Origin of the sequence: Bradyrhizobium sp. USDA 4532 (assembly GCF_024171315.1) — a bacterium.
GTDB lineage: Bacteria > Pseudomonadota > Alphaproteobacteria > Rhizobiales > Xanthobacteraceae > Bradyrhizobium > Bradyrhizobium australafricanum.
Genome location: NZ_JALJZN010000001.1, coordinates 2,342,140 through 2,369,106 on the forward strand (window position 1 = coordinate 2,342,140; position 26,967 = coordinate 2,369,106).

Below are 26,967 nucleotides of genomic sequence, written 5' to 3' on the forward strand. Positions count from 1 at the left end.
CCCACTCATAGCGTCGCCTCTGAACCCAGAATGAGGTTGCTGGCCGGCGTCACCATCGGGCCGCCGATCACCAGCGCCACATCATTTCGTCGAGCCTGGCTCGCCGACGCGCCACGCACCTGACGAACCGCTTCCAACACCAGCTCAAAGCCGTGCATGTAGCATTCGGCAAGGTTGCCGCCACTGGTGTTGAGCGGGAGCCTCCCGGATGGAGCGATCAAATTGTCGAAGGTCAGGAAGTCGTTGGCCTTCTCGGGCCTGAAGAAGCCGTGCTCCGCCAGCGCCATCACGACACCGCCGGTGAAGTTCTCGTACGCCTGGACCACACCGACATCTGACGGCCCTACCCCGGCCATGCGGTACAGATCGGATGCAACGGTGCCGAAGTTCGCGGTGGCGTAGAGCGGCGCATTGTGCGCCGTTGCCGCCGCACGATGTCCGGATCCGAAGGCCGCACCGAGCAGATAGGCCGGCTTGTGCCGGAAGTCGCTGGCGCGCTCTGCCGATACCAGCACCAATGCCGCTGCGCCGTCATTTTCCATGCAGCAATCGTAAAGATGGAAGGGCTCCACGATCCAGCGCGAGGCATCGTACTTCTCGATATCCAGCGGCTTGCCTCGCATCACCGCGCGCGGGTTGGCCTGGGCATGATGATAGGAGGCGAGCGCAATCGCGCGCAAAGCCTCCTGTCGCACGCCATGCTCGTGCATGTAGCGTTGCACCCGCATGGCAAAGCGCTGCGGGGGAGCCAGCACCCCATAGGGCATCAGATAGGACCGTTCGCCCGAAACGGTGTGAATCCCGGCTGCCTGTCCGAAACGGCCATATTGGCCCTGCGCCAATGAGCGGAACACCACGACACAATCGGCAAGGCCCGCGACGATCGAGGCGGCCGCATTGGCAACCGCCGCACTGCAACCGCCGCCGCCTCCGCCCCATTGCATGGTCGCGGAGCGCAGTCGATGCGTACCCAGCGCCGCAGCCAGCCGTGACGCCTCGCTGCGATCGTCGCTGTAGGACGAGAAGCCATCGATCTCGCGGGGATCGAGCCCGGCATCCTCGCAAGCCGCCAGGATCGCCTTCAACGCGAGCTTGAATTCCGGATCGGGAGAAGCGCCATGACGATAATATTCGGTTTCACCGATCCCGATCACGGCCACATGGCCCCGCAGCGTCCGCTCGTCCCGCGCGCGCCCGGTCACGGTTTGGCATCCTGTCGCGAAGCCTCGCTGCCGAAGGCTCCGCCTCCGGCAAGGCGCGCGATCTCCGTCTTGTCGTAGCCGAGCAACTCAAGCAGCACATTCTCGGTGTGCTGCCCAACTGCCGGTGCCGCAACGGGATCCACGATCGGTGTCCGCGAATACCGGATCGGCAGGTTCACGTTCGGCACCCACCCCACCGTCTCATGCGGGATCCGGGTGACGATCCCGCGCTCCCTCGCCTCGGGCGAACGGATCGCCTCGCCGACGGTGCGCAGCTGGCCGCAGGGCACGCCGGCCGCCCGCATCCGCGACTGCCAGTGCGACCAGGGCTGCCGGGCAAAGGCATCGCCGAGGATCGCGAACAACTCCTCGCGCCGGCGGATTCGATCGGGGCCGGTTGCATAGATTTCGGCCCCCGCGAGATCCTCGCGCTCGAGAACCTTCGCCGTCAGGCGCTGGAAGATCTTGTCGTTGCCGCAGTTGATATAGAAGGAGCAATCGCTGGCCTGGAACACACCCGACGGACACGTGTCCGGGCTGGTGTTGCCGCTTCGCCTCGGATCGGCACCGCTAAAGAGCGACTGCGTGGTCGCGTAGCCGGTCATCAGGACGGCGTTCTCGAACAATGACACCTCGACGGCCTGGCCGTGCCCGCTGCGCTCGCGCGCCAACAGGGCGCCAAGGATCGCATTGCTGGCCATCATCGCAGTGCTGATGTCCATCACCGGCGACAAAGCCCGCACGCCTTCGCGGTCGGCATAGCCGTTCATCGACACGAAGCCGCTCTCGACCTGCGCGATCGGATCAAAGCCAAGCCGGTCCGAAAATGCCCCGTCGCGGCCATAGGCCGACACCGAGCAGTAGATGATCTCGGGTTTGATCTTGCGGCAGCTCTCGTAGTCGAGCCCCAGCCGTGCCATCACGCTCGCGGAAAAATTCTCGACAAGGACGTCCGCCGTCGCGATCAGCTCGCGCGCGATCTTCAGGCCCTCGAGCGATTTGAGATCGAGGGCGACGCTGCGCTTGTTCCGGTTGGTCCACAGGAACGGCGCACCGTGCCTGAGATCGGGATGCACCGGGGGATAACGGCGCAGATCGTCGCCGCGGCCCGGCGCTTCGATCTTGATCACCTCGGCCCCCATGTCGGCGAGGATCATGGTGGCAAACGGCCCCGCGATGAAATGCGAGAAATCGATCACCCGGATCCCCTCAAGCGCTCTTGGCGCGCCGGCGGGACGAGGCGTGTGCTCGGGGAAGTCGGCTTCAAGCTGATCCAGCATCGGGATATCCGTCAATTTGAGCAGTGTTGATCCAAGGATCGCGGCCGTCGTCGTCAATTGCTCTTCGGCGGGTCGACGAGCGAGCAACCGCCCTGGTCGAGCGGCCGGAAGGCTTCCGGCCCGGACAGCGCGCCGACCTGCTCCAGCAGGTCCCACTTGCTCTTCGAGGCACTCGGGCTCTTCACCTTGAAGATGTACATGTTGTGGATGGCGCGGCCGTCGGCGCGCACCACGACTGGCCCGAACAAGGCGTCATCGATCGGCTTCTCCTTCAGCTTCTGGATCACGGCCGGCGCGTCATTGGTTCCCGCCGCCAGCGCCGCGTTCAGATAGGCCAGCACGGAGGAATAGACGCCGGCGTGGAAGGCGGTCGGCGACTGCCCATGCTGCCGCTCGCCGAATTTGGTCGACCAGGCGCGGCTGGCATCGTCGAGGTCCCAGTAGAACGGCTGCGTGATGATCAGCCCCTCCCCGACCGCAAGCCCGCTAGACTCGACATCGTTGGTGGTGGTCAATAGCGCGGCGAAGGTGCGCCCGCTCTGCTTCAGCCCGAACTCGGCGGATTGCTTGATCAGGCTGACGGTGTCGCCACCGGCGGTCGCGAACGCGATCACGTCGGCGCCCGAGCCTTCGGCCTGCAGGATGAACGAGGCATAGTCCGCATTGTTGATCGGTACATTGACCGATCCGAGAACGGTCCCGCCGCCGGCACCGATCACCGCCGTTCCGTCGCGCACCATCGATTTGCCGAGCGCATTGTCGGTGGCGATGAAGTACCATTTCTTGCCGCCGTGATGCACGAGATAGGCGCCGATGGTGTGAGAGGCCGCCCAGGTATCGAAGGTCCACTGAATCGTATTGGGTGAGCAGTATTTCCCGGTCAGGTCGGACGACGCCGCGCTCGATGCGATCAGCGCCGCTTTGGTGCCGCGCATGACCTCGTTGACCGCCAGCCCAACGGCCGAGTTCGGCACGTCGGCGACCGCATCGACCTTCTCCTGATCGATCCAGCGGCGCGCGATGGCGGCGCCGACATCAGCCTTGTTCTGGTGATCCGCCGAGACGATCTCGACCTTGAAATCCGGATGAAGCCGCATGAAGTCCTCGGCCGCCATTTTGGCCGCTGTCACAGAACCTTCGCCGGCATTGTCCGAGTAAGGGCCGGACGCGTCGTTGAGCACGCCGATCTTCAGAGACCGCGCGGCGACCGCCGTCGCCGGCGAACCGGCACAAAAGGCCAGGAGAGCTATTCCGGCTATCTGCGAAAGATACTTCATTGTTTCCACCCGTCGTATGTTGTTGTGTTAGAGATCGAGCACAAGCGTCCGGGACTTGGCGCCCGAGCAGCAGATCATGACGCTCTTGTTCGCCGCCTGCTCTTCGTTGCTCAGGAACTGGTCGCGATGGTCGGGTATGCCCTCGAGCACGCGCGTCTCGCAGGTGCCGCAGACACCTTCGGTACAGGCATAGTTCGCGGCGATCCCGGCCTCCAGCAGCGCATCGAGGATCGTCTTGCCGGGCTCGACTGCAATCGTGCGGTTGCTTCGCGCCAGCTTGACGTCGAAGCCACCTTCGGTGGCTGGAGCTTCCCGGGCCTTGAAATATTCGACATGTACGTGATCGGCCGGGCGATCGGCCGTCGTCGCCTCGAGCGCCTCGAGCATGGGCACCGGACCGCAACAGTAGAGATGCGCGCGAGGCGGAGCGTTCCTGACGAGCGCCGGGAGATCGAACACCCGTCCCGATCGCTCGTCGTCGAAATCGAGATGTACCCTCGATCGATACGTGCCGAGTTCGTCGAGGAATGCGGCAGCGGCGCGCGTCCTCGCGGCATAGAACAGCTCCCAGTGACGTCCAAGCGCCTCAAGCCGTCGGATCATCGACAGCAGCGGCGTGATGCCGATGCCCCCGGCGATCAGGACAGAATGGTCGGCCTCCTCGCGGAGCGCGAAGTTATTCCGCGGCTCGGAGATCCTTATGATGTTCCCGACCCTGACGGTGTCGTGGACAAAGCTGGACCCGCCCCGGCTCTCGCCATCCCTGTTCACCGCGATGACATACCGGTGCCGCTCGCATTGGTCGTTTACCAGCGAATAACTGCGGATCATGCCGTTCGGCAGATGCAGGTCGATGTGGCTCCCGGCCGTGAACGGCGTCAGTTCGCCGCCCGTCGGGGCAATCAGCTCATACGAATTGATCCGCTCGGCCTCATATCCGATACGCTTGACCAGCACCTCCAGCGTACCAGCCGTGTGTTCGAATGCGCTCACAGCTCGTACCCGAAATCGGCGCCAAGCTTCGCACGCATGAACGGCGCGCCGACGTCAACCCACAAATCCTCCGGCGGCAACCGCAGCGAGACCGCTCGCACCATGAACACGTCCGGGTCCAAGACTCCTTTGGGCTTGATCGCGTGATCGCGATAGGCGCCAAGCGCTTCAAGAATGAAACGTCGCGTCATCGCGATGCCGGTATCACTTGAGCAGAGCGTCTCCTTGGTGCGATCAAAGATCGGCGAGACGCCGCTTTGGCAGGCGCCGTCCTGCACCCAGAGCCCCGGCAGGCCCGAGAACCAGGTGGTCCGCTGCGCCTCGTAGTCGAACTGAAAGCCGTTCTGCGGATTGTATTTCGTCCAGTAGCCTGCGTATGGGACCGTCACCGGGTGCTGGACGAGCGCGTGGCGGCTGGCATGACCACTCTCGCGGCCCTTGTGTCCTTCGGCGAAGACCTGCCGGGTTTTCTCCAGCAGCGGCTCCGATGGATGATAGGAGAACATGATGCAGAGCGTGTTCTCGTCATCGATCGGGACCCAGGCGTGCCCGCTCAAATCCGGGAACGGAGACAGCGGAGGCACCAGCGTATAGAACGGCAGCAGGAACTGGTTGACCCGCCAGTACAGCGTGTTGGCATCGTAATTGCGCCGCGCGGCGATGCTCATGCCGAAATCCTGCTTAATGCATTCGAAGGTCGGGCGCAGGTCGCGCTTCTGGATCCAAGCGCTCGTCGTGCCCTGCGCATCCAGTCGTCCATGAAGCAGCGGCGCGTGCGCTGAATCGATCTCACCCTCGACCGCCTGCAGCCAATTGCACTCCTGGACGCGAACCGAGATGTGCACTTGCTCGGCAGGCACCAGATTCCATTCGAGATTCGGCAGCGGCGGAAGCTCAGCCTGGTCGGGACCCATATAGGTCCAGATCATCCCGTTGCGCTCCTTGCAGGGATAGGCCTTGATCCGCACCCGCTCCTTGAGGCGACTGCGCACTGGCTCTGCCGGCATGTCAGTCACGGCGCCGGTGACGTCGAATTTCCAGCCGTGATAGACGCAGCGCAGCCCGCAATCCTCATTTCGTGCAAAGACCAGCGGCGCTCCGCGATGCGGGCAGGCCTGGTCGACCAGCCCGATGCGCCCCTCGGAATCGCGAAAGGCGACGAGATCCTCGCCCAGCAGCCGGATGCGCTTCGGCTGCCCGTCCGCGGCGAGATCAGCCGACGGCAGGAAAGGAATCCAGTACAGGCGGAAAAGTTCGCCGAGTGGCGTTCCCTTGCCGACCCTCACCAGCCGTTCATTGTCTTCGCGCGAGAGCATGGGGTCGCCTCCTTCAATTGCGTGTGGCCGGGCCTGCCGCGCCGCCGAGAAGCGCGGCGACACGGTCAGACAGTCCGAGATCCTGGGCGGTCCAGAGCGGATCGGATGCGGTGAGCGGCTGGCGTGGAATGGGAGGTTGCTTGCCCTGCTCCACCAGGCCGACAATCAATTCGATGCGGCGCCGCTCGAGCTCGCGCAGAGCGTCCTCGACGACGGCGGCTTCAGCCGTGCACCCCGGCAGCTCCGGATAGGCAAGGCGAACCCGCCACTTCCCCGGCTCGGTTTCGACTGCCTCCGCCTCAAGCAAATAGGGAATCGACAGCAGCTCACGCAGGTCCAAGTTTCAACCTCCCTGAACGACGTCTTCGCATCGCATTTGATACGTATACGTACTACATTATCGGAAGGCTGGCAAGAGCCGAGGCCGACCCTGTCTCCCTCAGAAAGAGGCTGGTGACGTGGTTCGCCACAGGGTTGAGGACGATCAGCCAAGCTGCTAACGGCTAGGACGCAATTCGCAGAACGCAGCTGGGATCCAGACAACGGCATGGCAGCCGATAAAGGCAAGCAGACAACCTCGGCGGCAGACGTTGCACGCGACTGGCAGCTCGAGGGTGGTGTCGGATTCCTGTTGCGTCTGCTGGAGGCCCGCTACGATGGGCTTTATCAAAGCATGACGCGCCAGAGCGATATCACGCCGCGGCAGTTCGGTGTGCTGATGGCGCTGTATCAGTTAGGTCCTCTAACCCCCTCCGTGTTGGCCGAACGGATCAGCTGCGACCGCAACACGCTCAGCGAAATGCTGAAGCGCATGGTCGCGCGCAGACTGGTCTCGAAGAAAGACAATCCGGACGACCGCCGCTCGCTCCAGGTGCAGATCACGGCTAAAGGCGAGGAAGCGCTTCTCGCCGTCATTCCGGCCGCCACCGAGCTGCAAAACATCATGCTGGCCCCCCTTCGCAAGGAGGACCGCGCGCATTTCCTGAAATGCCTGTTGGCGATCGCGAAGGCTCCGCCGCCGGACAGTCCGGCCGATACGTGAAATCGCCGGCGTCCAGCGGCCCTACGCCTGCACCTTCCCGAACGTGCCCGCAGCGGCGAGCGTCGCGATTGCGTCCGGCGACAGGCCCAGGATCCGCGACAGCACATCGTCCCGCTGCGCGCCGATCCCGGGAACTCGACGTCCCATCGGCGTATCGGCCCCGGACATCTGCCATGGCGCATTGACGCCGATGAAGTCACCTGCCCCGTCCGAGACGGTCCCAAACACCCCACGTTGGCGCAAATGGGCATCGGTCAGCGCCGCGCCCGGCGTCCGGTACTCGGCGCAGGGAACACCGGCGCGATCCAGCGCCGCGATGCATTCAGCAACGGTGTGGCGTTCGGTCCATTTCTCGATCACCTGCATCATGGCGGTCCAATTGGCGCCGCGCGCTGGAATGGTCGAAAAGCGCGGATCGTTCACCAACTCTTCCTGCCCGGTCACCTCGCACAGCGCCGCGAAATTACGCGGCGTGACCGGGGCGATCAGAATATCGCCATCGCGCGCGCGGACCGGCCCATAGGTCGGGCGCGGCGAACGGATCGGGAATTGCGCCTCCTGAAGCTCATAGACCAGCAGATTCATCATGCAGTCCATCAAGGCTACATCGACGCGCTGTCCTTTCCCGGTGCGCGTTCGCTGGACCATCGCGGTCTGGATCGCGGAATAGCCGAAGATGCCGCCGAGGATATCGGCGACAAAGATCGCGCCCGGCGCGGGACGCTCCCGGTCACCGGCATAACGCATCAAGGAGTGATCGAATCCGCTCTCGGCATGGACGATCATCGCATAAGCCGCGCGCTCGGCTGCTGGGCCTGACTGGCCATAACCCGAGATCGAGCAATAGATGAGGCGCGGGTTGATCTCGCAGAGCGTCTCGTAGCCAAGACCAAGGCGGTCCATCACGCCAGGGCGGAAATTCTCGACGAGAATGTCCGCCTCCGCGACCATGCGATGTACGAGCCTGATGGCGTCGGCATTCTTCAGGTCCAGCGCCAGGCTACGCTTGCCGGCATTGAGCTGGCCGAAATAGGTGCTGTGGCCTTCGCGCAGCGGCGTTCGCAACCGCATGTCATCGCCTTCCGGAGGCTCGATCTTGATGACCTCGGCGCCGACGTCGGCGAGCAGCCGCGCGCAATACGGCCCTGCCACCATGATCGAGAAATCGAGCACGCGCACGCCGGTGAGCGGCGCCCTGTCGCCATCCTTCTGCATCCGATCTCTCCTATCTCGGCAGCCCGAGCGCGCGTTGCGCGATCAGACTGCGCTGAATCTCGTTGGTCCCGATGCTGATGACCCACATCAGCGAATGCCGCAGGCTTTGCTCGAAGCGACCGTTGTCGATCGCGGCCGGCATCTGCTCGGACAGCGCGGCACGCATGCCAAGGATGTCGAGCGCAGCCTCGCCGAATCGCTCCATCAGCTCACCGGAGAACACCTTGCTGATCGCGCCATATTCCGGCGGCGTCACGCCGTCGGCGGCAAGTTCGGCGCAACGCATCATCAAGAGACGGCCGATCTCGATCTCTGACGCCAAGGTCACCATCCTGTCGCGGATGATTGGATCATCGGCGAGAGACCGATCACCTTGCTTCGCCATCACTTGCGAACGCAGTTGCTCGAAGGCGTGCGCGACCTTCAGGACGATCCCGCCACCAACCAGCCCGCGCTCGAAGGCCAGCGCGCCGGTCAACACTTTCCAACCGCCATTGACCTCGCCGACCAGGTTCTCGGCGGGGATGCGGACGTTGTCGTAAAAGATGTTGGCAAACGTGCCATCATACATGGTTGCTGATGGACTGATCGTGATGCCCGGCGCATCCATCGGCACGATGAACATGCTGATGCCCGCGTGTGGCGGCTTCGCGTCCTTGTCGGTCCGCGCGGCGAGGAACATGTATTTGCCCCACCAGGTGGTGGTCCAGATCTTCTGGCCGTTGATCACCCAGTGATCGCCGTCCCTGGCCGCACTGGTGCGCAGCGCGGCAAGGTCCGACCCTGCCTGCGGCTCGCTGTAGCCCATGCCATGCATCGCTTCGCCACGCAGGATTTCCGGAAGGTATTTCTGCTGCTGCGCTGCCGTGCCGAACATCATCAGCGCATTGGCCTGGATCGCCGCGCCGATCCGCGGCGCCTCGCCCCGCTCCATGGTCTCCATGAAGGCGATCTGCTCCAGGGGCGAGCGCGCCTGGCCGCCGAATTGCTCTGGCCATCCGAGCCCGATCCATCCGGTCTCACCGATGTCGCGGGCGAAGCCGGCATCGAACTCACGCTTGGCGAAGGGCCTTCCGTCGAATGCTTGCTTCGTATCTCCAGTCCAGTGTTGCTCGAGCCAGAGCCGGATCTGCTCGCGAAACGCATTTCCAGCGGCCCCGAGGTCATATTGCGGCAGCCCGACGCCGCCCGCATCCAACAGCCGCGCTGCCAGCCTGCTCTTGGCATCCGAGACGCCGCCAAGCGCGATCGTATCGAGATGCACGCGCTTGAAGTGGATTGGCGCCTCGTGCTCTTCGGCATAACCGATCGCACCGAACGTATGCTGGACCTCCAGCGACACCTGCCGTAGCGCATGACCGGAGAACGCCGATGCGCAATCGGCGAAGTAGCGCCAGCCGCCCTCGCCGCCGTCATGCAGTCTGGCGGCATGGTCGAGGATCAACCTGACGCCTTCGAGCGCAATCAGGCAGTCGGCCAGCTTGTGCTGGATGGCCTGGAACCTGCCGATCGGCTGCCCGAACTGGTGCCGTTCCTTGGCATAGTCCACGGCGAGCTCAAAGGCACGCCGCGCCGCGCCATAGGCACGCGCGGTCAACATCGCTCTGCCCTTGATGCGGAGATGGTCGAGATCGACTGTATCTATGGGAATGCGCGTGAGCGGCGCTTCGTTCAGCCGGACCTCGTAGAGCCCCCACGCTCCCATCGCGCGGGTTGCGACGCACTCGACACCGGGACCGTCAAGATTGATCAGCCCAAGCTGGGCCTGGTCAAGAACGACCAGAAGGTGCGTCGCGCCTCCGGCAGCCTCGACAAAACGAAGCACGCCCTTTGCCTTGAGGTCCGTGACCTCAACCGCTCCTGTGCCGGCGTCCGGATCCAGCGCACCAAATGAGAAGGCGACGGTCGCCTCCCCGGACTGCAGCCGCTCCAGCAGATCCACCGCGACGTCGACCTGCGATCCGGAGATCGCAAGATTGGCGAGCGCCGCAGACCACATCGGCGCCGTGCAGCCGGCCCGGCCGAGTTCCGCCATGACGACGAGGATTTCGGCGAGCCCGCCTTCGCTGCTCTCCGCACCAAGCGCGGCGACGCCCTGCCCAACGAGCTTGCGCCAGATCGCCGACACCTCGTCCGGCGAGGACGATGCGGCTAAACCGAGTGGAAGCCAATGCTCGTCCAGGAAACCGCGCAAGGAATCGCGCAGCATTCCTGCGACATCGTCATTCGAGGCTTCGATCGCCGCCATGGTGAGGCCCGCGCTATGCCTGGCCGAATCTGGGCTTCCGCTTCTCCTTGAACGACATAGTCGCTTCCTTGTGGTCGGCAGTCTCGAACGTCACCTGCTCCAGCGCCATCGACGCCTCCAGCAGCATGTTGACGCGCTCCTTGACGATCTGGTTGATCGACAGCTTGGTCCAGCGAATGGCCCAGGTCGGACCGTTGGCGAGCTCGACCGCGATCGCGCGGGCCTTGGCCAACACCTCCGCGCGCGGCGCGACATGATTGACCAGCCCGATCCGCTCCGCCTCATTTCCCTTCAGGAGCGTGCCGCGGATCAGGAATTCCTTGGCCTTGTTGATGCCGACCAGCAGCGGCCAGATCACTGTGCCGCCGTCGCCGGCGACGAGGCCGACACGCGAGACGTGGGTGTCGCCGATCCGCGCGTCTTCCGCCATCACCGTGATGTCGCAAAGCAGCGCATGGGTCGCCGCAAGGCCGATGGCATCGCCATTGATCGCCGCGATGATGGGCTTGTCGAGCTCGAGCTGGCGGGTGACTCCGCGGCGGCTTATCATGGGATCGTGCACCTCGCCCTCTTCGAGCACGTCGCCGCCGGGCCGCTCGGACATCGCCTTGACGTCGCCACCGACGCTGAAGAAGTCGCCCGCCCCGGTCAGCACCACGGCATTAACGGCGTGATCGTCGGCGAGGTCGTCCCAGATCGTGCGCAACTCGCGGATCAGCTTCTGATTGATGGCATTGCGCGCCTGCGGACGGTTCAAGGTCACGGTCGCGACCTTGTCCGCGACCTCGACCGTCAGGCATTCATATTTGGCGTAATTGGACACGTTTGCCTCCATTGTTTCGCTGTTTGAGTTGTTGATTATTGGCAACGCGGGCGCGTGCTAGCGGCGCATCCCGGGCTGCACATCCGCCAATGCGACGTGAAGCGACATGGCGCCCGGATCCTGCTCGAGCATGCGCTGCACGGATTCCAGATGCGATCGCAGCAATCGGCTTGCCAGATCGACGTTCCGTTCGCTGAGGGCCGCCAGGAACTGCCGCCGCTTCTCGGCCAGCCGCGCCATCGCGACCCCGCTGGAAGCGACCTTGGCATAGACGAAGCGCATGTGGATCTCGGTGACCGAGTCCACGATCATCGCAATCACCTTGTTGCCGGTCGAGGCCGCCAGCAGCTTGTAGAACTCGCGCGAACATTCGACCCGGTCGAGCAGCCGCCCCTCCTTGGTCGCAAGCTCCGTCCGCTCGATATTGGCTTCCAATGCATCGAGATCGGCCCGGCGGGCATTGGCACAAGCCAACTGCACCACGAGGTCGAGGACGTGGACCCGCGCCTCCGACAATTCCCGTACCGAAATCGTCCCGAGGCTCAGCATGTCGCGCATGACCTCGTTCATGCGGCGGGTGTCGCCCTGCTGGATGAAGGCGCCGCCCTTGACGCCCTTCTGCAGCCGGAGCACGCCGGCCATTTCGAGGCTGCGCAATGCTTCCCGCAGCACATTCCGACTGACGCCGAGCTGCTGAGCCAGTTCGCGCTCGGCCGGCAGCTTGTCGCCGGGCTTCAGCACGCCGAGCGCGAGTTGCTCGCGAATGCGCTCGCAGATCTCCTCGAACGTCCGCCTGGTGTGAATCGGCTTGAATGTCGGCGCGGCCGGCGAGCCGGCCGCACGATGATCGGTGGCCCGCTCCCGGCGGCTCGGCGAGGCGGCACGGGAGCGCCGCGGCGCGCGAGGGCTTGACTTGGTGCTCATGCGGTGAACTATTAAATGGATCACCCATTCAATGGAAGCCCTTTTTTGCTTCCGGCAAAGAAAACGAAACGGGAGTTCGCATGAGTTTTTCCGAGGAGCAGGTCGCGTTCCGTGACAACGTGCGCAGAATGGTCGCCAGGCACGTGGCGCCGATCGCCGCCGAGATCGACGAAACCGACCGCTTCCCGCTCGAACTGGTCAAGCTGTTCGGCGAGATGGGACTGATGCAGCTCTGGGTGCCGGAGCGCTATGGCGGCCCGAATGGCAACCTGACCATGGCCTGCATCGCGCGCGAGGAGATCTCCAAGGTCTCCCCTGCCTGTGCGTCGATCGCCGCGCTCAACACCATGTTCATCATGCCGCTGCTGCATTTCGGCTCTGAGGAGCAGCGCAAGAAGTATCTGCCGATCATCGCCGAGGGTGGCGTGGTCACGGCAATCGCGATCTCGGAGCCGCAGGCCGGCTCCGACGTCGCCGCACTCAACACCCGCGCCCGCAAGGACGGCGATAGTTATGTCCTGAACGGCCGCAAGCAGTGGTGCAGCTATGGTGTCGCGGCCGACTACATCGTGGTCATGGCGCGAACCAGTGACGGCGCCGGTGCAGACGGCATCAGCGCCTTCATCGTCGAGCCGAAGAGAATGCCGGGCATCACGTTCGGCCGCCACGAGCGCAAGATGGGCTTTCGCGGCGCGCCCAACACGCCGATCTTCTTCGACAATGTCCGCGTTCCCGCGGAAAATCTCGTCGGTGAGGAAGGCAAGGGCTTTCGCGCGTCGATGCGCGCGCTCGACCTCAACCGGCCGACCATCGGCGCGCAATCCGTCGGCCTCGCACAAGGCGCACTGGATGCCTGCGTCGCCTACGCCAAGGAGCGCAAGCAATTCAAGAAACCGATCGCCGAGTTCCAGGGCGTGCAGTTCATGCTCGCCGACATGGCCATGCAGATCGAGGCGGCCCGCGCGCTGGTCTACGAATGTGCCCACGCCGGCGATGCCGGCGACTGGAAGCGGCTCAACGTGCTTGCCAGCATGGCCAAATGCGTCGGCAGCGACATGGCGATGAAGGTGACGACCGACGCGGTCCAGATCTTCGGCGGCTACGGCTACACGATGGACTATCCGGTCGAACGCATGATGCGCGATGCCAAGCTGACCCAGATTTTTGAGGGCACCAACCAGATCCAGCGCGTGGTGATCGCCCGCGAGCTGCTGCGCTAGCGCGGATCGATTTCAAGAAGAAGCAATTGCAGGGAGGAACGAACTTGAACCACATCATCAACCGGGCGCTGATGGCCGGCGCGGTGTCAGTACTGCTGGCGGTACCTGCCTATGCTCAGAAAGCCTACGGTCCCGGTGCCAGCGATACCGAGATCAAGCTCGGCCAATCGACGCCGCTGAGTGGTCCCGCATCCGCGTTCGGCGCGGGCGCCGGGCGGGCGGTGGTCGGCTACTTCGAGATGCTGAATGCCAAAGGCGGCATCAACGGCCGCAAGATCAACTTCACGCAGCTCGACAATGCCTACAGCGCGCCGAAGGCGGTCGAACAATCGCGCAAGCTGATCGAGGACGTCGGCATATTGGCCGAGGTCGGCACGATCGGCACCGCGCCCAACGTCGCGATCCAGAAATACCTGAACGCCAAGCAGGTGCCGCAGCTGTTCATCACCGCCGGCGGACGCCGCTTCAACGATCCCAAGGCCTTTCCCTGGACGATCCCGCTCTATCCCGACTTCGAAACCGAAGGCCGCGTCGTCGCCAAATACATCCTCACCGTAAAGCCGGACGCCAGAATCGGCGTGCTTTATCAGAATGACGACTATGGCAAGGACTACCTGAAGGGCCTCCGCGCCGGCCTCGGTCCGAAGGCCGAGCTGATCGTCGCCCAGGCCTCCTACGAGCTCGCCGATCCGACGATCGACTCGCAGATCGTGCAGCTGAAGGCCGCCGGCGTCGACACCCTGATCGAGCAGTCGTCGTCGAAGGCCGCCGCGCAATCGATCCGCAAGGTTTACGAGCTCGGCTGGAAACCCCTGCACGTGATCGGGGGCTCGACCGCATCGGTCGAAACTATCCTGAAGCCCGCGGGCCTCGAAGCATCGAAAGGGCTGGTTACAACGCAATTCCTCAAGCAACCGGGCGACCCGGCGTGGGCCAACGATGAGGAGGTCAAGGCCTACAAGCAGTTCTTGAAGGCATACGCACCTTCAGCCAACCCGGACGACTATTCTGTGCTCGTGGCCTATATGAACGTGCACGCCGTGGAGTTAGCGTTGCGCAAATGCGGCGACGACCTGACCCGCGAGAACCTCATGAAGCAGGCTACCTCGCTGAATGGCGAACGATTGCCGATGATGCTCCCAGGCGTCGCGATCGGCACCCGGCCCGGAGACTACACACCCTTCAGAGCTCTGCGGATTGCGACATTTGATGGAGAAAGCTGGTCCTTGACCGGCGCTCCTCTATCGGCCGACTAGACCAGACTAGACTGCGGGCGGAGAGCCACCAAGGCTCTCGCTAAGCTCGGGTAGGTCTGCTCGAACAAGCAGCTGCGTCCCATCATGTCGCGGCGAATCCTCACACGTTCGGTGACCATTGCGCCTGCCTATCTCTTCTCCGATGCCACCTCCTACTTGAGGGACGGTCGCTTTGGAACGGCTGCCAATCCCCGCCGTTCACCGCTCACATTCAACTTTCGGGATATGCACGATGTCCAAGACCGTTGGCGATTTCGTAGTGCAGCGCCTCCAGGATTGGGACGTGCGGCATCTCTTCGGTTATCCCGGCGATGGCATCAATGGCGTGTTCGGTGCGCTCAATCGCGCCGAAGGCAAGATCGATTTCATCCAGGCGCGCCACGAGGAGATGGCGGCGTTCATGGCGTGTGCCTATGCCAAATTTTCCGGCCGCCTCGGCGTCTGCATCGCGACGTCGGGCCCCGGTGCCTCACACCTGATCACCGGTCTGTATGATGCCCTCCTCGACCATCAGCCGGTGCTCGCCATCGTGGGCCAGCAGGCGCGGAACGCGCTGGGCGGGCAGTATCAGCAGGAGCTCGACCTGGTCTCGATATTCAAGGACGTCGCCAGCGCGTATGTCGCGCAGGCTTCCTCGCCCGCTCAGGTCCGTCATCTGATCGACCGCGCCGCGCGCATTGCGCTCGCCCGGCGCACCGTGACCGCGCTGATCCTGCCGAATGATCTGCAGGAAGAGGATTACGAGGATCCGCCGCGCGCACACGGCACGCTGCGGTCCGGCGTCGGATACACTCCGCCGAGGATCGTTCCGGCAGAGGCCGACCTCGATCGCGCCGCCGACATTCTCAACGCCGGCAAGAAGGTCGCCATGCTCGTCGGCGCCGGCGCGCTTGGCGCGACCAACGAGGTCACCTCTGTCGCCGACCGGCTGTCGGCCGGATGCGCCAAGGCGTTGCTCGGCAAGGCCGTGGTGCCCGACGACCTGCCATGGGTGACGGGCTCGATCGGCTTGCTCGGCACCGAGCCGAGCTACGACCTGATGATGGAGTGCGACACGCTCTTGATGATCGGCTCGGCGTTTCCCTATTCCGAGTTCCTGCCCAAGGAGGGCCAGGCCCGCGGCGTCCAGGTCGACATCGACGCCGGCATGCTATCGATCCGCTTTCCGATGGAGATGGGCCTCGTGGGCGACGCCGGGGAGACACTGCGCGCGCTGCTTCCGCGCCTGAAGCAGAAGAGCGACGGCAGCTGGCGAAAGACGATCGAGCACAACGTCCGGACCTGGTGGAAGACATTGCAGGATCGCGCGCACCAGCCGGCCAAGCCGGTCAATCCTCAGCGCGTGACATGGGAGCTGTCGCCGCGTATTCCCGATCGCGCGATCATCACCAGCGATTCCGGCTCCTGCGCCAACTGGTTTGCCCGTGATCTGAAGATGCGTCCCGGCCTTATCGCCTCGCTGTCAGGCGGCCTGGCATCGATGGGCGCGGCAGTTCCCTACGCAATCGCCGCCAAATATGCAGCGCCCGATCGTCCCGTCATTGCGCTGGTTGGCGACGGCGCCATGCAGATGAACAACATGGCCGAGCTTATCACGGTCGCCAAATACTGGCGCGACTGGAGCGATCACCGCTGGATCGTCTGCGTATTCAACAATGAAGACCTCAACCAGGTGACATGGGAACAGCGCATCATCAATGCCGATCCCAAGTTCGAGGCATCGCAACGCATCCCCAACGTTTCCTATTCGCGTTTCGCCGACCTGATCGGACTGCGGGGGATTTATGTCGACGACCCCGCACAGCTCGGCTCGGCCTGGGATCAGGCGCTCGCGAGCGACATCCCCGTGGTGCTGGAAGTCAAGACCGATCCGGAAGTGCCCCCGCTACCGCCGCATATTACGCTCGAGCAAGCCAAGAACTTCTCGATCGCGCTCGCCAAGGGCGACCCGAACGAAGTCGGCGTCATCCGCGGCGCAGCGCGCCAGCTGCTCGAGACCGTGTTGCCCGGCAGGGAGAAGTGAAGGCCAGAAGCGATGCATCGCCAGATGATGCTTGCCGTCTATTTGGTCTGCGCAGCGCTGGCGCCGGCGCGCGCCGAGTTGACCGGGTCCGATCTCGCCGGAGTCGACGCATCGCCCCGGCTCGGCGCCGTGCTACCGCTGAGCGTCCGCCTGCGCGACGAAAACGGCGTCGCACGGCCGATCCGGGAATGGCTCACCGGCGGACCCAGCGTGTGGGTCCTCGCAGATTTTACCTGCGATACGTTGTGCGGCCCGGTAGTCAGCACCGTCTCCGATGCGCTCCGGCAGTCCGGCCTGCGTCCCGGTCAGGACTTCGATCTGCACGTCGTGAGCTTCGACCCGCAGGATACCCCGGAGAACGCGAAGGATATGAAGCAGGCGCAAGTCGGCCTCGAAGCGCTGGGCGACGCCGCCCACGTCTCGCGCGGCGATGCCGGCGATATCGCGGCACTGACACGAGCATTCGGATTTGAAGCGGTCTACGACCGCGACCACGGCCGCTACGCGCATCCCGCGGCCGCGTTTGTCGTGACGGCAGACGGTCGCATTGCGCGCGTCCTGCCCGGTCTCGGGCTCCATCCCGCCAGTCTGCGCCTCGCGTTGGTCGAAGCCGGTCAAGGCCGCAAGCACGGGGGTCCGCACGACCGCCACACTCGGAGATCCGGCACCTTTGAAGAAGCAAAGGCCCAGCGCCCCGGGGAGAGCACTGAGGCCGATCATTGTCTCACTCGCCACGATCGCCGACGTCAGATAGGCGACAGACTGCGACCAGCCCGCGGCGATTCCGCTTCCGAACGAGCGCGCTTTCGGGATCGAATTAGCACCAGTTGATTGCTGCCGACCAGGCCCTAACTCCGACCGGCACCGCAACTCGGCCGACGATCGACGCGCTTGCGGCCGGGGCCGCTCCAAACTGATCGATGTGCCCCGGGTCTTCGGGGGCAAGAGCCGGGGCACCTTCATTCGTCCAATGCCGCTCTGCCGAGGAGCGACGCATTGCTAACGACGCTTCGAAGGTGCCGTTCCTAACGACTTTTTCACCGCCGACCCGAGCCGGCGCTCAACTCTCTTGCGGCTATTGCCCACCTTCTTGACGGACTTCTTCACCGACGCTGCCGAAGTCCGGGTTTTCTTCGCCTCATAGCTCACCTTTGATCCTACCCGCGCGGCGACGCGCGCACCTTCGCCTCCAGTGTACAGTTTTGTACATACTTCCAAATCAAACCGCCGGCGCTCAGGTGAATAGGATGAGGTACCTTTCCGCCACTAGATGTTTTGAGACGGCCGCTGACCGGTGCGCCTAGCTCAAATTTGGTGAAAGCATTGGCGAGCCAAAGGTCTCTTAGGAACGACCACAACTGCCCAGGGTTGGGCTCCATCATGAGGAGGATCGCATGGCTTACGAAGAACGGGAGACTGGAAATCTGATCGGCAGCGATAAGGTCGAAGGGACCGCCGTTTATGGTGCCGACAATGAACGCATTGGTTCGATCGAACGGGTGATGATCGACAAGATTGGTGGCAAGGTCTCCTACGCAGTGCTGGGATTCGGCCGCTTCCTCGGCATCGGAGACGATCATTATCCCCTTCCGTGGCAGTCGCTCAAATACGACACCAACCTCGGCGGCTACATTACGGGACTTAACGACAGCCAGTTGCGCGGAGCGCCAAGGTACAGCAACGAGAGCAGTTGGAACTGGTCAGACCCCTCGGTCGCCCGATCGGTCGACGACTACTACGGCCGCATTCCAGCTCCGTGAGCCCGACAACCAACGATCGCCCGACGTGTCCGGTGTGCAAGCACCAAATGGCTCTAGCGCGCGTCTCGGCCGGCAAGCGTGGATTCGAGGAGCGCATGTTCGAGTGCGCTACCTGTGGGCGGACCGTAAAGGTCTCAGTTGCCGTTGATCCCACGGAGACGGATCGGGTTGGTTGGCTCGCCCGTTCGCTGGAGCCCCCGAGTTGAGGAGCTGGCCGCGCAGCTTCTCTTCAAGGCCGCGACCCACGGCACGCAAGCAAATACTCTGGCCCCTAGCCGACGTACGAACGCTGTTCCACCCACTGCCTCAACCCGATTGAGCGCAGTTGCTCTCATTCGCAGAATTCGGGTACAAACCTACGAATTCGCCTTTGCCTTCTTCGCCACGATCTGTTGCAGGGCCCAGCGCGCGTTCTTTCTGACATCTGGATCCGGGTCATCGGCAATGACCGCCAGGAACACTTCGCCATCCGGATGAGCGATCTCGCCCAACGCGGCGGCGGCGGCGACCAACCCACCATTGACATTGAGCCCCAGCGTCTCGGCCGCCATCTCGCGCACCATCCAGTCGTCGTCCTTGAGCGCACGCATGATCGTTTCCGCCGCCGAGAAGCGTTAGTACTGTCTCGATCTGGGCGATCAGCGCCTCGATTTCCTCCCGCTCGTTCGGTCCGGGATCACGCTGTAGTCGCTGCAGGAGCGCCTGCTTCCGTGCAAGAAGCTTTGCGACGGTCGACATTGGGCCCTCCTCCGTTGCCAGGCAAGCAGGTGCAAGAAGGACTTGGTGCACCGGCTCCTGACGCAATGCCAATTCCCCTTCAGATGGACCTGTCCCTAGCGATAAGGAATGCTAACGCGGATGCGCCCGCACCTGGACGCGCAGACCCGGGTCCAGCCGTTCGTATGTGATTTCGCCCTCGAGCTGCTGAGTGAGCAGGTGCACGATGCGGGAGCCCAGTCCGCCCGGCTCTGCTCCCTCCCGCAGGCCAATGCCATTATCGGACGCCGACAGCTCGATGCCGTCTCCTTTCGACAAAGAAACAACGACGTTTCCTGGCCTGTCGCCAGGAAAAGCATACTTCAGCGAGTTCGTGACCAATTCGTTCGTGATCATGCCGATCGCAAGCGCGTGGTTGTTCGGCAGGAGAATGTCCTCGCAGACCACCTGGAAGGCAACCGGCCCAGATGGAGCCAAGGACTGGAAGACCTTCTCAACCACGTCATTTAGGAAGTAGCGCATGTTGACCGAGCGCGAGTCCTCCTTGAGCGCAAGATGGTCGTAGACCTCCGCCATCACCTGCACCCTGCGGGCGGTGGCTTCCAGCGCAGCCGCGACCTCCGGCCCGCCGTGCCTTGCCTCCAGCCGGATCATGCCGCCAAGGATTGCGAGATTGTTTTTCGTCCGGTGCGCCATCTCCTGCAGCAGCAAGGTCTTGGTCTTGTCCGCCTGCATGACGCGTCGGAGTTCCGCGCGCTGAAATTCGGCGACGATGGCTGTCCCGGCGGCGGTGATCGCGAACAGTGCATTCGTCGCGAGGAAATCGATGCCGAAGCCACCTGCGTAGCTGAGGTAGGCGCCCACGCCGATAGCGATGAAGGCCGCGAATATTCCAGAGCCGCGATCGAAGATCAGGCCCGAGAGAAAAACGCCGGGCAAAAGCAGGAAATATCCAGGCGCCCCGGTCTGAGTCTGCAGCGCCGTCTGCAGCACGGCGCACACCACCATGATGCAGGCGGAGATGCCGTACCGGACCGGGCTTGGAAGCCGGTGCTCCAGAACCAGGGGGTAAAGCCTGTTCATTGGATCCCAACCGCGGGCTTGCCGTTCAGTTGCTCATGCACAGTGTTCCCACCGTCGCTGCATCATCGCAAGCCGAATCGGACCTTGCGGATCTTCAGATTTTCTGGCTGTTCAGGCCTTAGATGTCTCGCTGCCGCCTCGCGGGCCAATCGTTCCGCCTTCAGGCACTCCCGGTTCGCATGGAACGCCTGCTGGGCGCGTTCATACTCGACACCGCCACTTTGGCATCCGCGTCACTAAAGACCTTTCGAGCTTCTCCTTCGGTCGGGGTCGGCATTCTCCGCTCCGATATGCGATTGCTCATTGCTCATTGCCCCTCCTCCGAGGGTCCTCGCCCAATAATGTGCATCAGGACCGCCAACCCTGATGGGCAGGCTTTCTCCCGGCGAAGCCTTAGGGGGAGTGCGCCGGGTGGGAAGTGATTCGACGCGCGGTAAGCCCGTTCGTTCCATGGGGCCCGTGACACAGGCAGACTTCCCCTGCGGCCTGGCCGTCGGCTTTTCACTGGGGCCTCATTCGCGGCCTTCTTGCCTTGATCGGCATCAGCATTTCCTTCTGCCCGCTTGATGCCTTGCGCGGCTTCTTGGCGAGGTTGGGCCCCGATCGCCAGTGCCCTCACGGCATAGCCACCATCTGCGGGCTCGACCGAAGGATCGGAAGCTCACAATGATCCCGGTTCAACCCGGCGAGAGGCCGGTATCGAGTAGCTGCGAGACGGCCGCAGCCAATTGCGCGGGCGTAAAGGGCTTCTCGATTAGGACGCTGCCATCGACACTCTGCGATTTCCAGTCTGGCGCGCTGGCGCTCGTCATGTAGATGACAGGAAAGCCAGGCGTGATTTCCCTGATCTGCCGCGCCAGCTCCCATCCGCTGATGCCGCTACCCAGGTTGACGTCCGTCAGCAACGCCCGACACCCCTCTCGCCCATCGCGAAAGGTGGATAGGGCCACCTCCCCCGAATGGACCGAGCAAGCCTCGAAACCGCCGTCGCACAAGGCGTCCTCGATGAAGCTGCAGATCAGAGCTTCATCGTCCACGACCAGAACGCGAATTGCAGCACTCACTTTTAAGTCTCCATCGGGACCAAGGCGGAAAGGCGGGTGGGTCTCGCGTAACGGCAGGGTCGTGGCCCCGAGTGCCGCCTCAAGCCACCGGCACACCGCAATAGGCATTCACCGCCCGCGTGGTCGCGGGGTCACTCCAGTTCCAACTGCTCTCATCGGCATATTTGGGAGCGCCGCGGAGCTGTCGTGGGTGATGCCGGTGACGTAGCCGCCAAGGTTGGTGTCGTATTTCAGTGCCTGCCACGGCAGCGGATAGTGATCATCACCGATGCCGAGCAGACCGCCGAAGCTCAGCACCGCGTAGGATACCTTGCCGCTGATCTTGTCGATCATGACGCGTTCGATGTAGCCGGCCTTTTCGCCGTCGGCCCCGTACACGTTGGTGCCCTCGACCTTGTCACTTCCGATCAAGCTGAACGTCTCGCGATCTTCCATGGCCATGTTGACCTCCTGAAGTTTGTCTTCAGAAGTCAACCGGACGACCATGGCTCCGTTCCTTGGCTGAAGCCTCGGTGCCGTCGTTCTCGCCCTCCGGCAGCATTCGGCCGGGACGCGACCGCAACGCCTACCCCTGGGTCTAGGATTCCTGCCGCAGCGGAACGACGCACGGCGCGCCGCTCCCACCTTGCGATTGTGGGCCGGTGCGCAGCACGGTGATGAAAGTCTTCGAATTCCCCGAAGCGCCGCCAGTACGGCGGCCCGTGGCGGAGTCAGAAAGCCTTCGCCCGCGCCCGCTCCCGGACGGGTCGACGCCGCTGACGCCGTTGGGTCTAGCCCTCGCGGGTTGAGCCAGGAAGCGGAGATCTGGGCGCTGCAGGCGAAGACTCGGCCCGGGGTCCCTCGCTTCGCAGCTCTACGTCGGAAGGCCGGGCGGCTTCCATGAGCTCCAGCCCCGCGCGGCCCTTCTCTGTGATGCGCCAACCGCCGTTCAGGCGCTCCACCAGTCCTTGCGAGAAGATGTCGAGATCCGGCATGCGTGCGGCCGAGCGCTTGGTCCGCTCGCCCCAGTCCCGTCCGCTCGTCGCAAGGATCGCCAGGTCGCGCTTGAGGTCCGGCATGACGGCGAATCCGTCGGGATAGCTCACCAGGATCTTCAGCACCGTGACCTGGAAGTTCAGGCCACCCGCTCCCGCCCGCTATCGCCACATCGTCGGCGCGCCGTGAAGAGCCTCGCGGCCGACCTGCCTCAGCCGCTCGGGCGAGGTGTCGCCATTCGTCGCGGCTTCCAAAATACTTAAAGCTACGTGGGTGCGTGCGCCGGTCTCATAGCGCGACACGTCTTCGCAGACCTCGTCGAGGACGATACACAGAAGCGCGGTCATTGCCGGATCGAACATGAGGCCCCCAAAGGAAAAAGATTGTAACGCAATCACAATCACATGGGCGCCAAATTCAAAAGTGTTTAGCGCCCCAATATCCAGCCAAGTCTACACTCGAGATCCGGCTCGGCCAGCTCAGAAAGTGGCCGCACCGCAGTGCGGATTGAACCTGCCTTCGGTCAAGCTGTTGCGCGGGCCCCGGCGCCGAGGCATTGCGGACAACCAGCAACCAATGCCTGGTTTTCCCGTTGTCGAGCCGGGAAAGAAACGAGAAAGGAATGATCCGATGAGGAAGTTTGCAATGGTGGGGCGACCGGAGGCGTGATCGCCGGCGCGGTCATCGGAGGGCTTGCCTCCTCGGCGTATGCCTGGGGACCGGGTCCGGGCTACTATGACTACGGTCCAAGGTACAATGGCGCCGGGTACTAAGGCGGGCCATACGCCTACGACGACGCATACGATGCTCCGTAATCACGTGCCGAGATCTTTGGTTTCGGCGATGACCCACACACCGCCCTCGGGCCCATTCGCACTTTTGACGATACGGCCAATGTCGTTCGCGCCGATCTCGAGCTGCGCCGTGGCGCGTGCCCTATCCGATGGGTTCTTTGACAAGCAGATCGATGGGCGGATCGATGATCCCGCAGCGGGCTGGAAGGCTGTTCGGGTGGCTTCCGGCAACCGCACACCGTTTCATATCGAGGCTATCGACGCGCCACATCCGGGAGCGACGGACGCCACACTATCGAGCCCCCTGGTGGTCCAGTTCCAGCTTCGTCCGGACGCGCTGGCCAACTAATCCGCTGGTGACGGGCACACGCCCGAGTTCGCGTACTGTCACTTTTCAAGGTATCGAATGAAGGCAGCCGCAGAATCATTTTCCCAAGGTGCAGTTTTCTCATACGAGACCTTATCCCCGAGGCGGAAGGCTGTGACCCACTGCCGCGCCTCGAACCGGTTCAAGGGGACCTCGTTGCAACGCAGCTCGCCTTTCGACGATGGCATGGTTCAACAGTTCAAGCACCAGGCCAAAGGCTGCCAGCTCTTCTTCTTCGATGGCGGCATCATCGTAACTTTCGAGCGTTTCCGCGATGATTGCGTCAGCCTCGCGTTGCAGGGCCAGCAGTTCCTGGTTGGTTTCCGCGGTCCGCGCGCTGGAAACCATGGCCAGGAGCCTGTTGCGATGGCTGGTGTTTTCCTCCCTTTCGTCCCGATTCAAATAGCGACGCAACCAGGCGCCGGCCGAACCGATCGCGGAGAGGAGCAGGAGAGCGAACCAGAAGTAGTCGCCGTATCTGTCAAGAAAGCTGCGTTCGTTACCTTCGATGACGGCCGCCGCTCCCCGGTGCACGGGCAGCTCGGCATCTTTCTCGGTGTCAGGCTTGGTAATGTGTGCAGCCCCCGGCACTTGTCTGGCAATCGCCTGACGGACAGCGAATAATTGCCGGAAAAAGGCCGCCACCGTCGCTTCAGACAATGTCTTTCGCGCCACGATCAGATGGCTGACGCTGACCGTCTCAACCTTGTCATCAGGCCAAGCCGGATCGGCATTGAAGACGCCGGGCGGAATTTCCTCGGATTCATACCGCGGGTGCTTCAGGGCGATGGCTTCCGATGTCTCGATCGCGAGAAACTTCGGCGCGCCTCGCACGCGGGTCGTTGCAGCGATGGCGTCGGAGGTGATTTTGCTATCGAGCGGACCGACCGCCATGAATGCATCGAGGGTCGGGTCGCGTGCCAGCTCCTCGATGTGGTCCGTTCCAAAGTGCATAATCGCGACCTTGTCCGCCTGCACGCCGGAGGCGCTAAGGATAACCCGCAGGAAAGCAGCATTCGCCGGGGTCCGCCCGATTACGCCGACACGATGCCCTGCGAGATCGGCGATCTCCTTGATTTTCGGCGCGTGCTTTCTTTTGGAGGCCTTGCCCGCAAGTCCGGAAGGCGCCCACAGCACAACGAAGTTCTTACGCAGCGTGGCGACGGTCTGCGCGTCGGCGGGCATATCCAGGTCGCCGCGACCGACCGCAAGGTCGGCCTTCCCAGCACGAAGCAACGCGAGGGATTCGACCGCCCCGTCGGCTTTGATCGGGGACAGCCTGACAGTTCTGCTTTCGCTGGCGAAGGCATCGGCCATCGCCTCAACTACTTTGTGATCATCGCTTCCGGGAGGTCCAACTGCGATCCGGAGAACTTCCGGCCGCAGCGCATAATACAGTGCGCCCGCTGCGGCGCCAAAGACTAGAAATCCAACGGCCAGGACAAGCAGCAATGAATTGCTCCTTCTTCGCCGTCGGCGGGCAGCGTCATTGGTTTTATCTGTATCGCTTGGCGAGGACATGTGCCGCTGCCAGCCAGAGATCAAAGCGCGTCCTGCTTCCTAGGATATCTGCCGCGAGCGCTTGGTGGAAGAGCGAGTGATGAACAACAACCACGACACGCGCCGTCTTTCTTCGCCTGCAGCGGCGGACTCCTGGGTGCCGAGCAACTTCAGCGCAGTCTCGATCTTGGCGAGGAGCGAGCGCCTGGATTTCGGCTCGCTCGTTCGGGCCGAGACCGGCTTCGAGCCGCGCCGGTAATTGCTCTTTCTGTCCCAGGAGCTTCGCAATAGCAGACATCTCATCACCGCGAAAACGTAATCGACGGCGAAAGGGCCGCTCAGAGAGCGGCCCCATTTCTAGTTCACCAGCTCCGGGTGCCGAAGCTGAAACCGATGCTTGGGCCACCGCCGTAGTAGCCGTAGCCGCGATCGTAGTAGCCTGGACCATTGTAATAGCCGTAGCTGCGGCGAACCACGTAGCCGTCGTCTCCGCCGTAGTAGCGTTGGACATAGCGGGGACCGCGGGTCCGGTAGCAGCGGCCATACTCGTTACAGACAAGACGGACTTGCTCGATGCCCGCAGCCTCAGTCGACGCGATGGCTGCAGGTGCAAGAGGTGCCGCACTCGCAGACGACGCCATCAAGGTCGCGGTGAGAGCTCCAAGCGCGATGTTCTTCATGGATATTCTCCTTCCTTGGCGAGATCAGTCGATCTCTTCGATGATGCGACGTTCATGGGGTTCGACGATGTAGGTCCGGCTGTCCCGGTTGATGTACCGGTACTCGCGAAGGCTCGGAGCATCCCGATAGACCTCTTCGGGAAACGCTTCGATCTCCACGCCTTCCGGCACGCGCTCTCCGGTGCGGATCTCGGTACGAACCGAGCTGCCGGTGGTGGTGCGACGCTCGCGCTCGACCGGCCGCGCTTTGGCGTGCTTGCGGATGACCTCGCGGTCCTTGTCGCTGAAGGTCGTCTTGCGCTGTTCGGTGCGCGCCGGCGCGGCCGCCGTGGAGCGGCCCGAGTACGGCAGGACCGCGACGATCTTGTAGCTGGAGGGCTCCACGATCACGATCTCGTCCCTCACCAGCACGAAGTTGTAGCCCCGGTACTGGGGTACGATCTCGACGACCTCCGCAGGTAGCGGCTGCAGATGTACATCGCGCGGCACGGCCGTGCCGATCGACAACGAGAAATTCACGTTGTTGAGCGGTTGCACATCCAGGTGTGAAATCGACGTGCTGATCCGGGTCTGCTGCTGATCGTTGATGTTCACGGACGCGTTCACGTTCGTGCTCGACGAGCGATTGGCCGTGTTCTGCTGGCTGCTCGGCTGCCGGGCCGTGGTGGTCGGATTGCTACCCGTCGGAGACTGAGCCTGATTGGTGCCCGAAGCCGGTGGGTTCGCGCTCTGTGTCTGATTGTTCGCAGGCGGATTGGTCTGCGCCTGGTTCGAAGGCGGATTAGTCTGGTTGGAGGGCTGGCTCGTCTGCGCCTGGTTGGTAGAGTTGTTCGACGTGGGCGCCTGCGTGGTGTTGGTGCCCGTACCGGAGTTGGACGTTTGGCCTGCAGCGCTCTGGCCGGTCGCTGGCGGAGGCTGCGTCTGGGCCGCATTCGTCGAAGGGTTGGTCTGCGCGGATCCCGGAGCGGAGTTGGACGACGGTGTCGACGTCGAAGAGGACGGCGGCGTCGACGTGGAATCCTGTTGACGCTGCGTAGCCGACGGATTGGAGCTCGACGTGCTCGGAGAAGATTGTGCGAGAGCCGAAGTCGCGAGCGCAACTGCGGCGGTCGTAGCCAACAATAAACGCTTGTTCATCTGAAATCCTCCTAATTGGTCGCCGAACAACACCGGACGAAGGGCCAGGTTCCAGAACGGGAAGTTTCGGC

26 protein-coding genes and 2 pseudogenes are annotated in these 26,967 nt (G+C 63.3%); 8 read left to right on the plus strand and 20 right to left on the minus strand.

Annotation, left to right across the window (positions count from 1 at the left end; translation table 11 throughout):
- Nucleotides 1-5: 5 nt before the first annotated feature.
- Genes J2R76_RS11370 through J2R76_RS11395 form a run of 6 tightly spaced genes read right to left on the minus strand, consistent with a single transcriptional unit; the run spans nucleotide 6 to nucleotide 6,408 of the window.
- Entirely contained in the window at nucleotides 6-1,202 is a 1,197-nt protein-coding gene (locus J2R76_RS11370) for an acetyl-CoA acetyltransferase (RefSeq protein ID WP_253623958.1), read from the minus strand.
- The gene (locus tag J2R76_RS11375; RefSeq protein WP_253623959.1) at nucleotides 1,199-2,482 is read right to left on the minus strand and encodes a CaiB/BaiF CoA-transferase family protein; all 1,284 of its coding nucleotides are present in this window, start codon (nucleotides 2,480-2,482) and stop codon (nucleotides 1,199-1,201) included. The genes J2R76_RS11370 and J2R76_RS11375 overlap by 4 nt, the downstream gene beginning before the upstream one ends.
- A 53-nt stretch (nucleotides 2,483-2,535) precedes the next feature.
- Complete coding sequence (locus J2R76_RS11380; protein ID WP_253623960.1) at nucleotides 2,536-3,759, minus strand: ABC transporter substrate-binding protein; 1,224 nt, start codon at nucleotides 3,757-3,759, stop codon at nucleotides 2,536-2,538.
- A gap of 27 nt (nucleotides 3,760-3,786) precedes the next feature.
- Nucleotides 3,787-4,752 (minus strand): PDR/VanB family oxidoreductase, encoded by a 966-nt coding sequence (locus J2R76_RS11385; protein ID WP_141342322.1) that lies wholly within the window; start codon nucleotides 4,750-4,752, stop codon nucleotides 3,787-3,789.
- Nucleotides 4,749-6,068: a Rieske 2Fe-2S domain-containing protein gene (locus J2R76_RS11390; protein WP_141342321.1), complete on the minus strand. Its 1,320-nt coding sequence runs from the start codon at nucleotides 6,066-6,068 to the stop codon at nucleotides 4,749-4,751. The genes J2R76_RS11385 and J2R76_RS11390 overlap by 4 nt, the downstream gene beginning before the upstream one ends.
- A gap of 13 nt (nucleotides 6,069-6,081) precedes the next feature.
- On the minus strand, nucleotides 6,082-6,408 hold the full coding sequence (locus tag J2R76_RS11395) for a hypothetical protein (protein WP_141342320.1): 327 nt from the start codon (nucleotides 6,406-6,408) through the stop codon (nucleotides 6,082-6,084).
- A 207-nt stretch (nucleotides 6,409-6,615) separates the two neighbouring features.
- Here J2R76_RS11395 and J2R76_RS11400 point away from each other — a divergent pair, with 207 nt between their 5' ends.
- Nucleotides 6,616-7,110 (plus strand): MarR family winged helix-turn-helix transcriptional regulator, encoded by a 495-nt coding sequence (locus J2R76_RS11400; RefSeq protein ID WP_253587174.1) that lies wholly within the window; start codon nucleotides 6,616-6,618, stop codon nucleotides 7,108-7,110.
- Nucleotides 7,111-7,131: 21 nt separating this feature from the next.
- Here the strand turns inward: J2R76_RS11400 and J2R76_RS11405 are convergent, their stop codons facing one another.
- From J2R76_RS11405 to J2R76_RS11420, 4 genes are read right to left on the minus strand one after another with little or no spacing between them, the layout of a single operon-like run.
- Nucleotides 7,132-8,325, minus strand: coding sequence for a CaiB/BaiF CoA-transferase family protein (locus tag J2R76_RS11405; RefSeq protein WP_141342319.1), 1,194 nt, complete (start codon nucleotides 8,323-8,325; stop codon nucleotides 7,132-7,134).
- Between the two features lie 10 nt (nucleotides 8,326-8,335).
- The gene (locus J2R76_RS11410) at nucleotides 8,336-10,573 is read right to left on the minus strand and encodes an acyl-CoA dehydrogenase (RefSeq protein ID WP_253623961.1); all 2,238 of its coding nucleotides are present in this window, start codon (nucleotides 10,571-10,573) and stop codon (nucleotides 8,336-8,338) included.
- 13 nt (nucleotides 10,574-10,586) lie between these two features.
- The gene (locus J2R76_RS11415) at nucleotides 10,587-11,396 is read right to left on the minus strand and encodes an enoyl-CoA hydratase/isomerase family protein (protein WP_225648237.1); all 810 of its coding nucleotides are present in this window, start codon (nucleotides 11,394-11,396) and stop codon (nucleotides 10,587-10,589) included.
- Nucleotides 11,397-11,453: 57 nt separating this feature from the next.
- Nucleotides 11,454-12,320: a FadR/GntR family transcriptional regulator gene (locus tag J2R76_RS11420; RefSeq protein WP_083714940.1), complete on the minus strand. Its 867-nt coding sequence runs from the start codon at nucleotides 12,318-12,320 to the stop codon at nucleotides 11,454-11,456.
- An 80-nt stretch (nucleotides 12,321-12,400) separates the two neighbouring features.
- Between J2R76_RS11420 and J2R76_RS11425 the strand changes: the two genes are divergently transcribed.
- The 4 genes from J2R76_RS11425 to J2R76_RS11440 all read left to right on the plus strand — a co-directional run bounded on the left by J2R76_RS11425 (nucleotide 12,401) and on the right by J2R76_RS11440 (nucleotide 17,650).
- Complete coding sequence (locus tag J2R76_RS11425) at nucleotides 12,401-13,540, plus strand: acyl-CoA dehydrogenase family protein (protein WP_076826407.1); 1,140 nt, start codon at nucleotides 12,401-12,403, stop codon at nucleotides 13,538-13,540.
- A gap of 71 nt (nucleotides 13,541-13,611) precedes the next feature.
- Nucleotides 13,612-14,796, plus strand: a complete 1,185-nt coding sequence (locus J2R76_RS11430; RefSeq protein ID WP_244558760.1) for an ABC transporter substrate-binding protein — start codon at nucleotides 13,612-13,614, stop codon at nucleotides 14,794-14,796.
- 232 nt (nucleotides 14,797-15,028) lie between these two features.
- Entirely contained in the window at nucleotides 15,029-16,819 is a 1,791-nt protein-coding gene (locus J2R76_RS11435) for a thiamine pyrophosphate-requiring protein (protein ID WP_253623962.1), read from the plus strand.
- A 24-nt stretch (nucleotides 16,820-16,843) separates the two neighbouring features.
- Nucleotides 16,844-17,650 (plus strand): SCO family protein, encoded by an 807-nt coding sequence (locus J2R76_RS11440; protein WP_253623963.1) that lies wholly within the window; start codon nucleotides 16,844-16,846, stop codon nucleotides 17,648-17,650.
- A gap of 168 nt (nucleotides 17,651-17,818) precedes the next feature.
- Here the strand turns inward: J2R76_RS11440 and J2R76_RS11445 are convergent, their stop codons facing one another.
- Entirely contained in the window at nucleotides 17,819-18,037 is a 219-nt protein-coding gene (locus tag J2R76_RS11445) for a DUF3606 domain-containing protein (protein ID WP_375166489.1), read from the minus strand.
- Between the two features lie 176 nt (nucleotides 18,038-18,213).
- On the opposite strand from J2R76_RS11445, the gene J2R76_RS11450 reads away from it, so the two are divergent.
- Nucleotides 18,214-18,579 (plus strand): PRC-barrel domain-containing protein, encoded by a 366-nt coding sequence (locus J2R76_RS11450; protein ID WP_253623964.1) that lies wholly within the window; start codon nucleotides 18,214-18,216, stop codon nucleotides 18,577-18,579.
- Nucleotides 18,580-18,935: 356 nt separating this feature from the next.
- Here the strand turns inward: J2R76_RS11450 and J2R76_RS11455 are convergent.
- The 6 genes and pseudogenes from J2R76_RS11455 to J2R76_RS11485 all read right to left on the minus strand — a co-directional run.
- A pseudogene (locus J2R76_RS11455) lies at nucleotides 18,936-19,184 on the minus strand (HEAT repeat domain-containing protein); the annotation flags it as partial.
- A gap of 244 nt (nucleotides 19,185-19,428) precedes the next feature.
- Entirely contained in the window at nucleotides 19,429-20,379 is a 951-nt protein-coding gene (locus J2R76_RS11460; RefSeq protein WP_143029732.1) for a sensor histidine kinase, read from the minus strand.
- 677 nt (nucleotides 20,380-21,056) lie between these two features.
- Complete coding sequence (locus J2R76_RS11470) at nucleotides 21,057-21,443, minus strand: response regulator (protein ID WP_076826395.1); 387 nt, start codon at nucleotides 21,441-21,443, stop codon at nucleotides 21,057-21,059.
- Between the two features lie 79 nt (nucleotides 21,444-21,522).
- Nucleotides 21,523-21,884 (minus strand): annotated as a pseudogene (locus tag J2R76_RS11475) (PRC-barrel domain-containing protein).
- 329 nt (nucleotides 21,885-22,213) lie between these two features.
- On the minus strand, nucleotides 22,214-22,543 hold the full coding sequence (locus J2R76_RS11480) for a hypothetical protein (RefSeq protein ID WP_375162615.1): 330 nt from the start codon (nucleotides 22,541-22,543) through the stop codon (nucleotides 22,214-22,216).
- A gap of 36 nt (nucleotides 22,544-22,579) precedes the next feature.
- Entirely contained in the window at nucleotides 22,580-22,780 is a 201-nt protein-coding gene (locus J2R76_RS11485; RefSeq protein ID WP_141343189.1) for a hypothetical protein, read from the minus strand.
- 532 nt (nucleotides 22,781-23,312) lie between these two features.
- Between J2R76_RS11485 and J2R76_RS11490 the strand changes: the two genes are divergently transcribed.
- Complete coding sequence (locus J2R76_RS11490; RefSeq protein WP_253623965.1) at nucleotides 23,313-23,561, plus strand: hypothetical protein; 249 nt, start codon at nucleotides 23,313-23,315, stop codon at nucleotides 23,559-23,561.
- Nucleotides 23,562-23,672: 111 nt separating this feature from the next.
- Here J2R76_RS11490 and J2R76_RS11495 read toward each other — a convergent pair whose 3' ends face one another.
- Nucleotides 23,673-25,100, minus strand: coding sequence for a TAXI family TRAP transporter solute-binding subunit (locus tag J2R76_RS11495; RefSeq protein ID WP_141343187.1), 1,428 nt, complete (start codon nucleotides 25,098-25,100; stop codon nucleotides 23,673-23,675).
- A gap of 79 nt (nucleotides 25,101-25,179) precedes the next feature.
- Here J2R76_RS11495 and J2R76_RS11500 point away from each other — a divergent pair, with 79 nt between their 5' ends.
- Complete coding sequence (locus tag J2R76_RS11500) at nucleotides 25,180-25,338, plus strand: hypothetical protein (RefSeq protein WP_159109475.1); 159 nt, start codon at nucleotides 25,180-25,182, stop codon at nucleotides 25,336-25,338.
- A gap of 103 nt (nucleotides 25,339-25,441) precedes the next feature.
- Here J2R76_RS11500 and J2R76_RS11505 read toward each other — a convergent pair whose 3' ends face one another.
- A complete protein-coding gene (locus tag J2R76_RS11505; protein ID WP_141343186.1) occupies nucleotides 25,442-25,759 on the minus strand; it encodes a hypothetical protein in 318 nt (105 codons plus the stop codon).
- 24 nt (nucleotides 25,760-25,783) lie between these two features.
- Nucleotides 25,784-26,896, minus strand: coding sequence for a DUF1236 domain-containing protein (locus J2R76_RS11510; RefSeq protein WP_253587181.1), 1,113 nt, complete (start codon nucleotides 26,894-26,896; stop codon nucleotides 25,784-25,786).
- Nucleotides 26,897-26,967: the final 71 nt, after the last annotated feature.

Coding starts and splice junctions, on each gene's coding strand:
- J2R76_RS11420 (WP_083714940.1), bottom strand. CDS start 12,320: ATGAGCACCAAGTCAAGCCCTCGCGCGCCGCGGCGCTCCCGTGCCGCC.
- J2R76_RS11390 (WP_141342321.1), bottom strand. CDS start 6,068: ATGCTCTCGCGCGAAGACAATGAACGGCTGGTGAGGGTCGGCAAGGGA.
- J2R76_RS11375 (WP_253623959.1), bottom strand. CDS start 2,482: ATGCTGGATCAGCTTGAAGCCGACTTCCCCGAGCACACGCCTCGTCCC.
- J2R76_RS11490 (WP_253623965.1), top strand. CDS start 23,313: ATGTCGTTCGCGCCGATCTCGAGCTGCGCCGTGGCGCGTGCCCTATCC.
- J2R76_RS11500 (WP_159109475.1), top strand. CDS start 25,180: ATGAACAACAACCACGACACGCGCCGTCTTTCTTCGCCTGCAGCGGCG.
- J2R76_RS11400 (WP_253587174.1), top strand. CDS start 6,616: ATGGCAGCCGATAAAGGCAAGCAGACAACCTCGGCGGCAGACGTTGCA.
- J2R76_RS11450 (WP_253623964.1), top strand. CDS start 18,214: ATGGCTTACGAAGAACGGGAGACTGGAAATCTGATCGGCAGCGATAAG.
- J2R76_RS11510 (WP_253587181.1), bottom strand. CDS start 26,896: ATGAACAAGCGTTTATTGTTGGCTACGACCGCCGCAGTTGCGCTCGCG.
- J2R76_RS11485 (WP_141343189.1), bottom strand. CDS start 22,780: ATGTTCGATCCGGCAATGACCGCGCTTCTGTGTATCGTCCTCGACGAG.
- J2R76_RS11440 (WP_253623963.1), top strand. CDS start 16,844: ATGATGCTTGCCGTCTATTTGGTCTGCGCAGCGCTGGCGCCGGCGCGC.
- J2R76_RS11380 (WP_253623960.1), bottom strand. CDS start 3,759: ATGAAGTATCTTTCGCAGATAGCCGGAATAGCTCTCCTGGCCTTTTGT.
- J2R76_RS11430 (WP_244558760.1), top strand. CDS start 13,612: ATGGCCGGCGCGGTGTCAGTACTGCTGGCGGTACCTGCCTATGCTCAG.
- J2R76_RS11495 (WP_141343187.1), bottom strand. CDS start 25,100: ATGTCCTCGCCAAGCGATACAGATAAAACCAATGACGCTGCCCGCCGA.
- J2R76_RS11405 (WP_141342319.1), bottom strand. CDS start 8,325: ATGCAGAAGGATGGCGACAGGGCGCCGCTCACCGGCGTGCGCGTGCTC.
- J2R76_RS11505 (WP_141343186.1), bottom strand. CDS start 25,759: ATGAAGAACATCGCGCTTGGAGCTCTCACCGCGACCTTGATGGCGTCG.
- J2R76_RS11425 (WP_076826407.1), top strand. CDS start 12,401: ATGAGTTTTTCCGAGGAGCAGGTCGCGTTCCGTGACAACGTGCGCAGA.
- J2R76_RS11435 (WP_253623962.1), top strand. CDS start 15,029: ATGTCCAAGACCGTTGGCGATTTCGTAGTGCAGCGCCTCCAGGATTGG.
- J2R76_RS11410 (WP_253623961.1), bottom strand. CDS start 10,573: ATGGCGGCGATCGAAGCCTCGAATGACGATGTCGCAGGAATGCTGCGC.
- J2R76_RS11460 (WP_143029732.1), bottom strand. CDS start 20,379: ATGAACAGGCTTTACCCCCTGGTTCTGGAGCACCGGCTTCCAAGCCCG.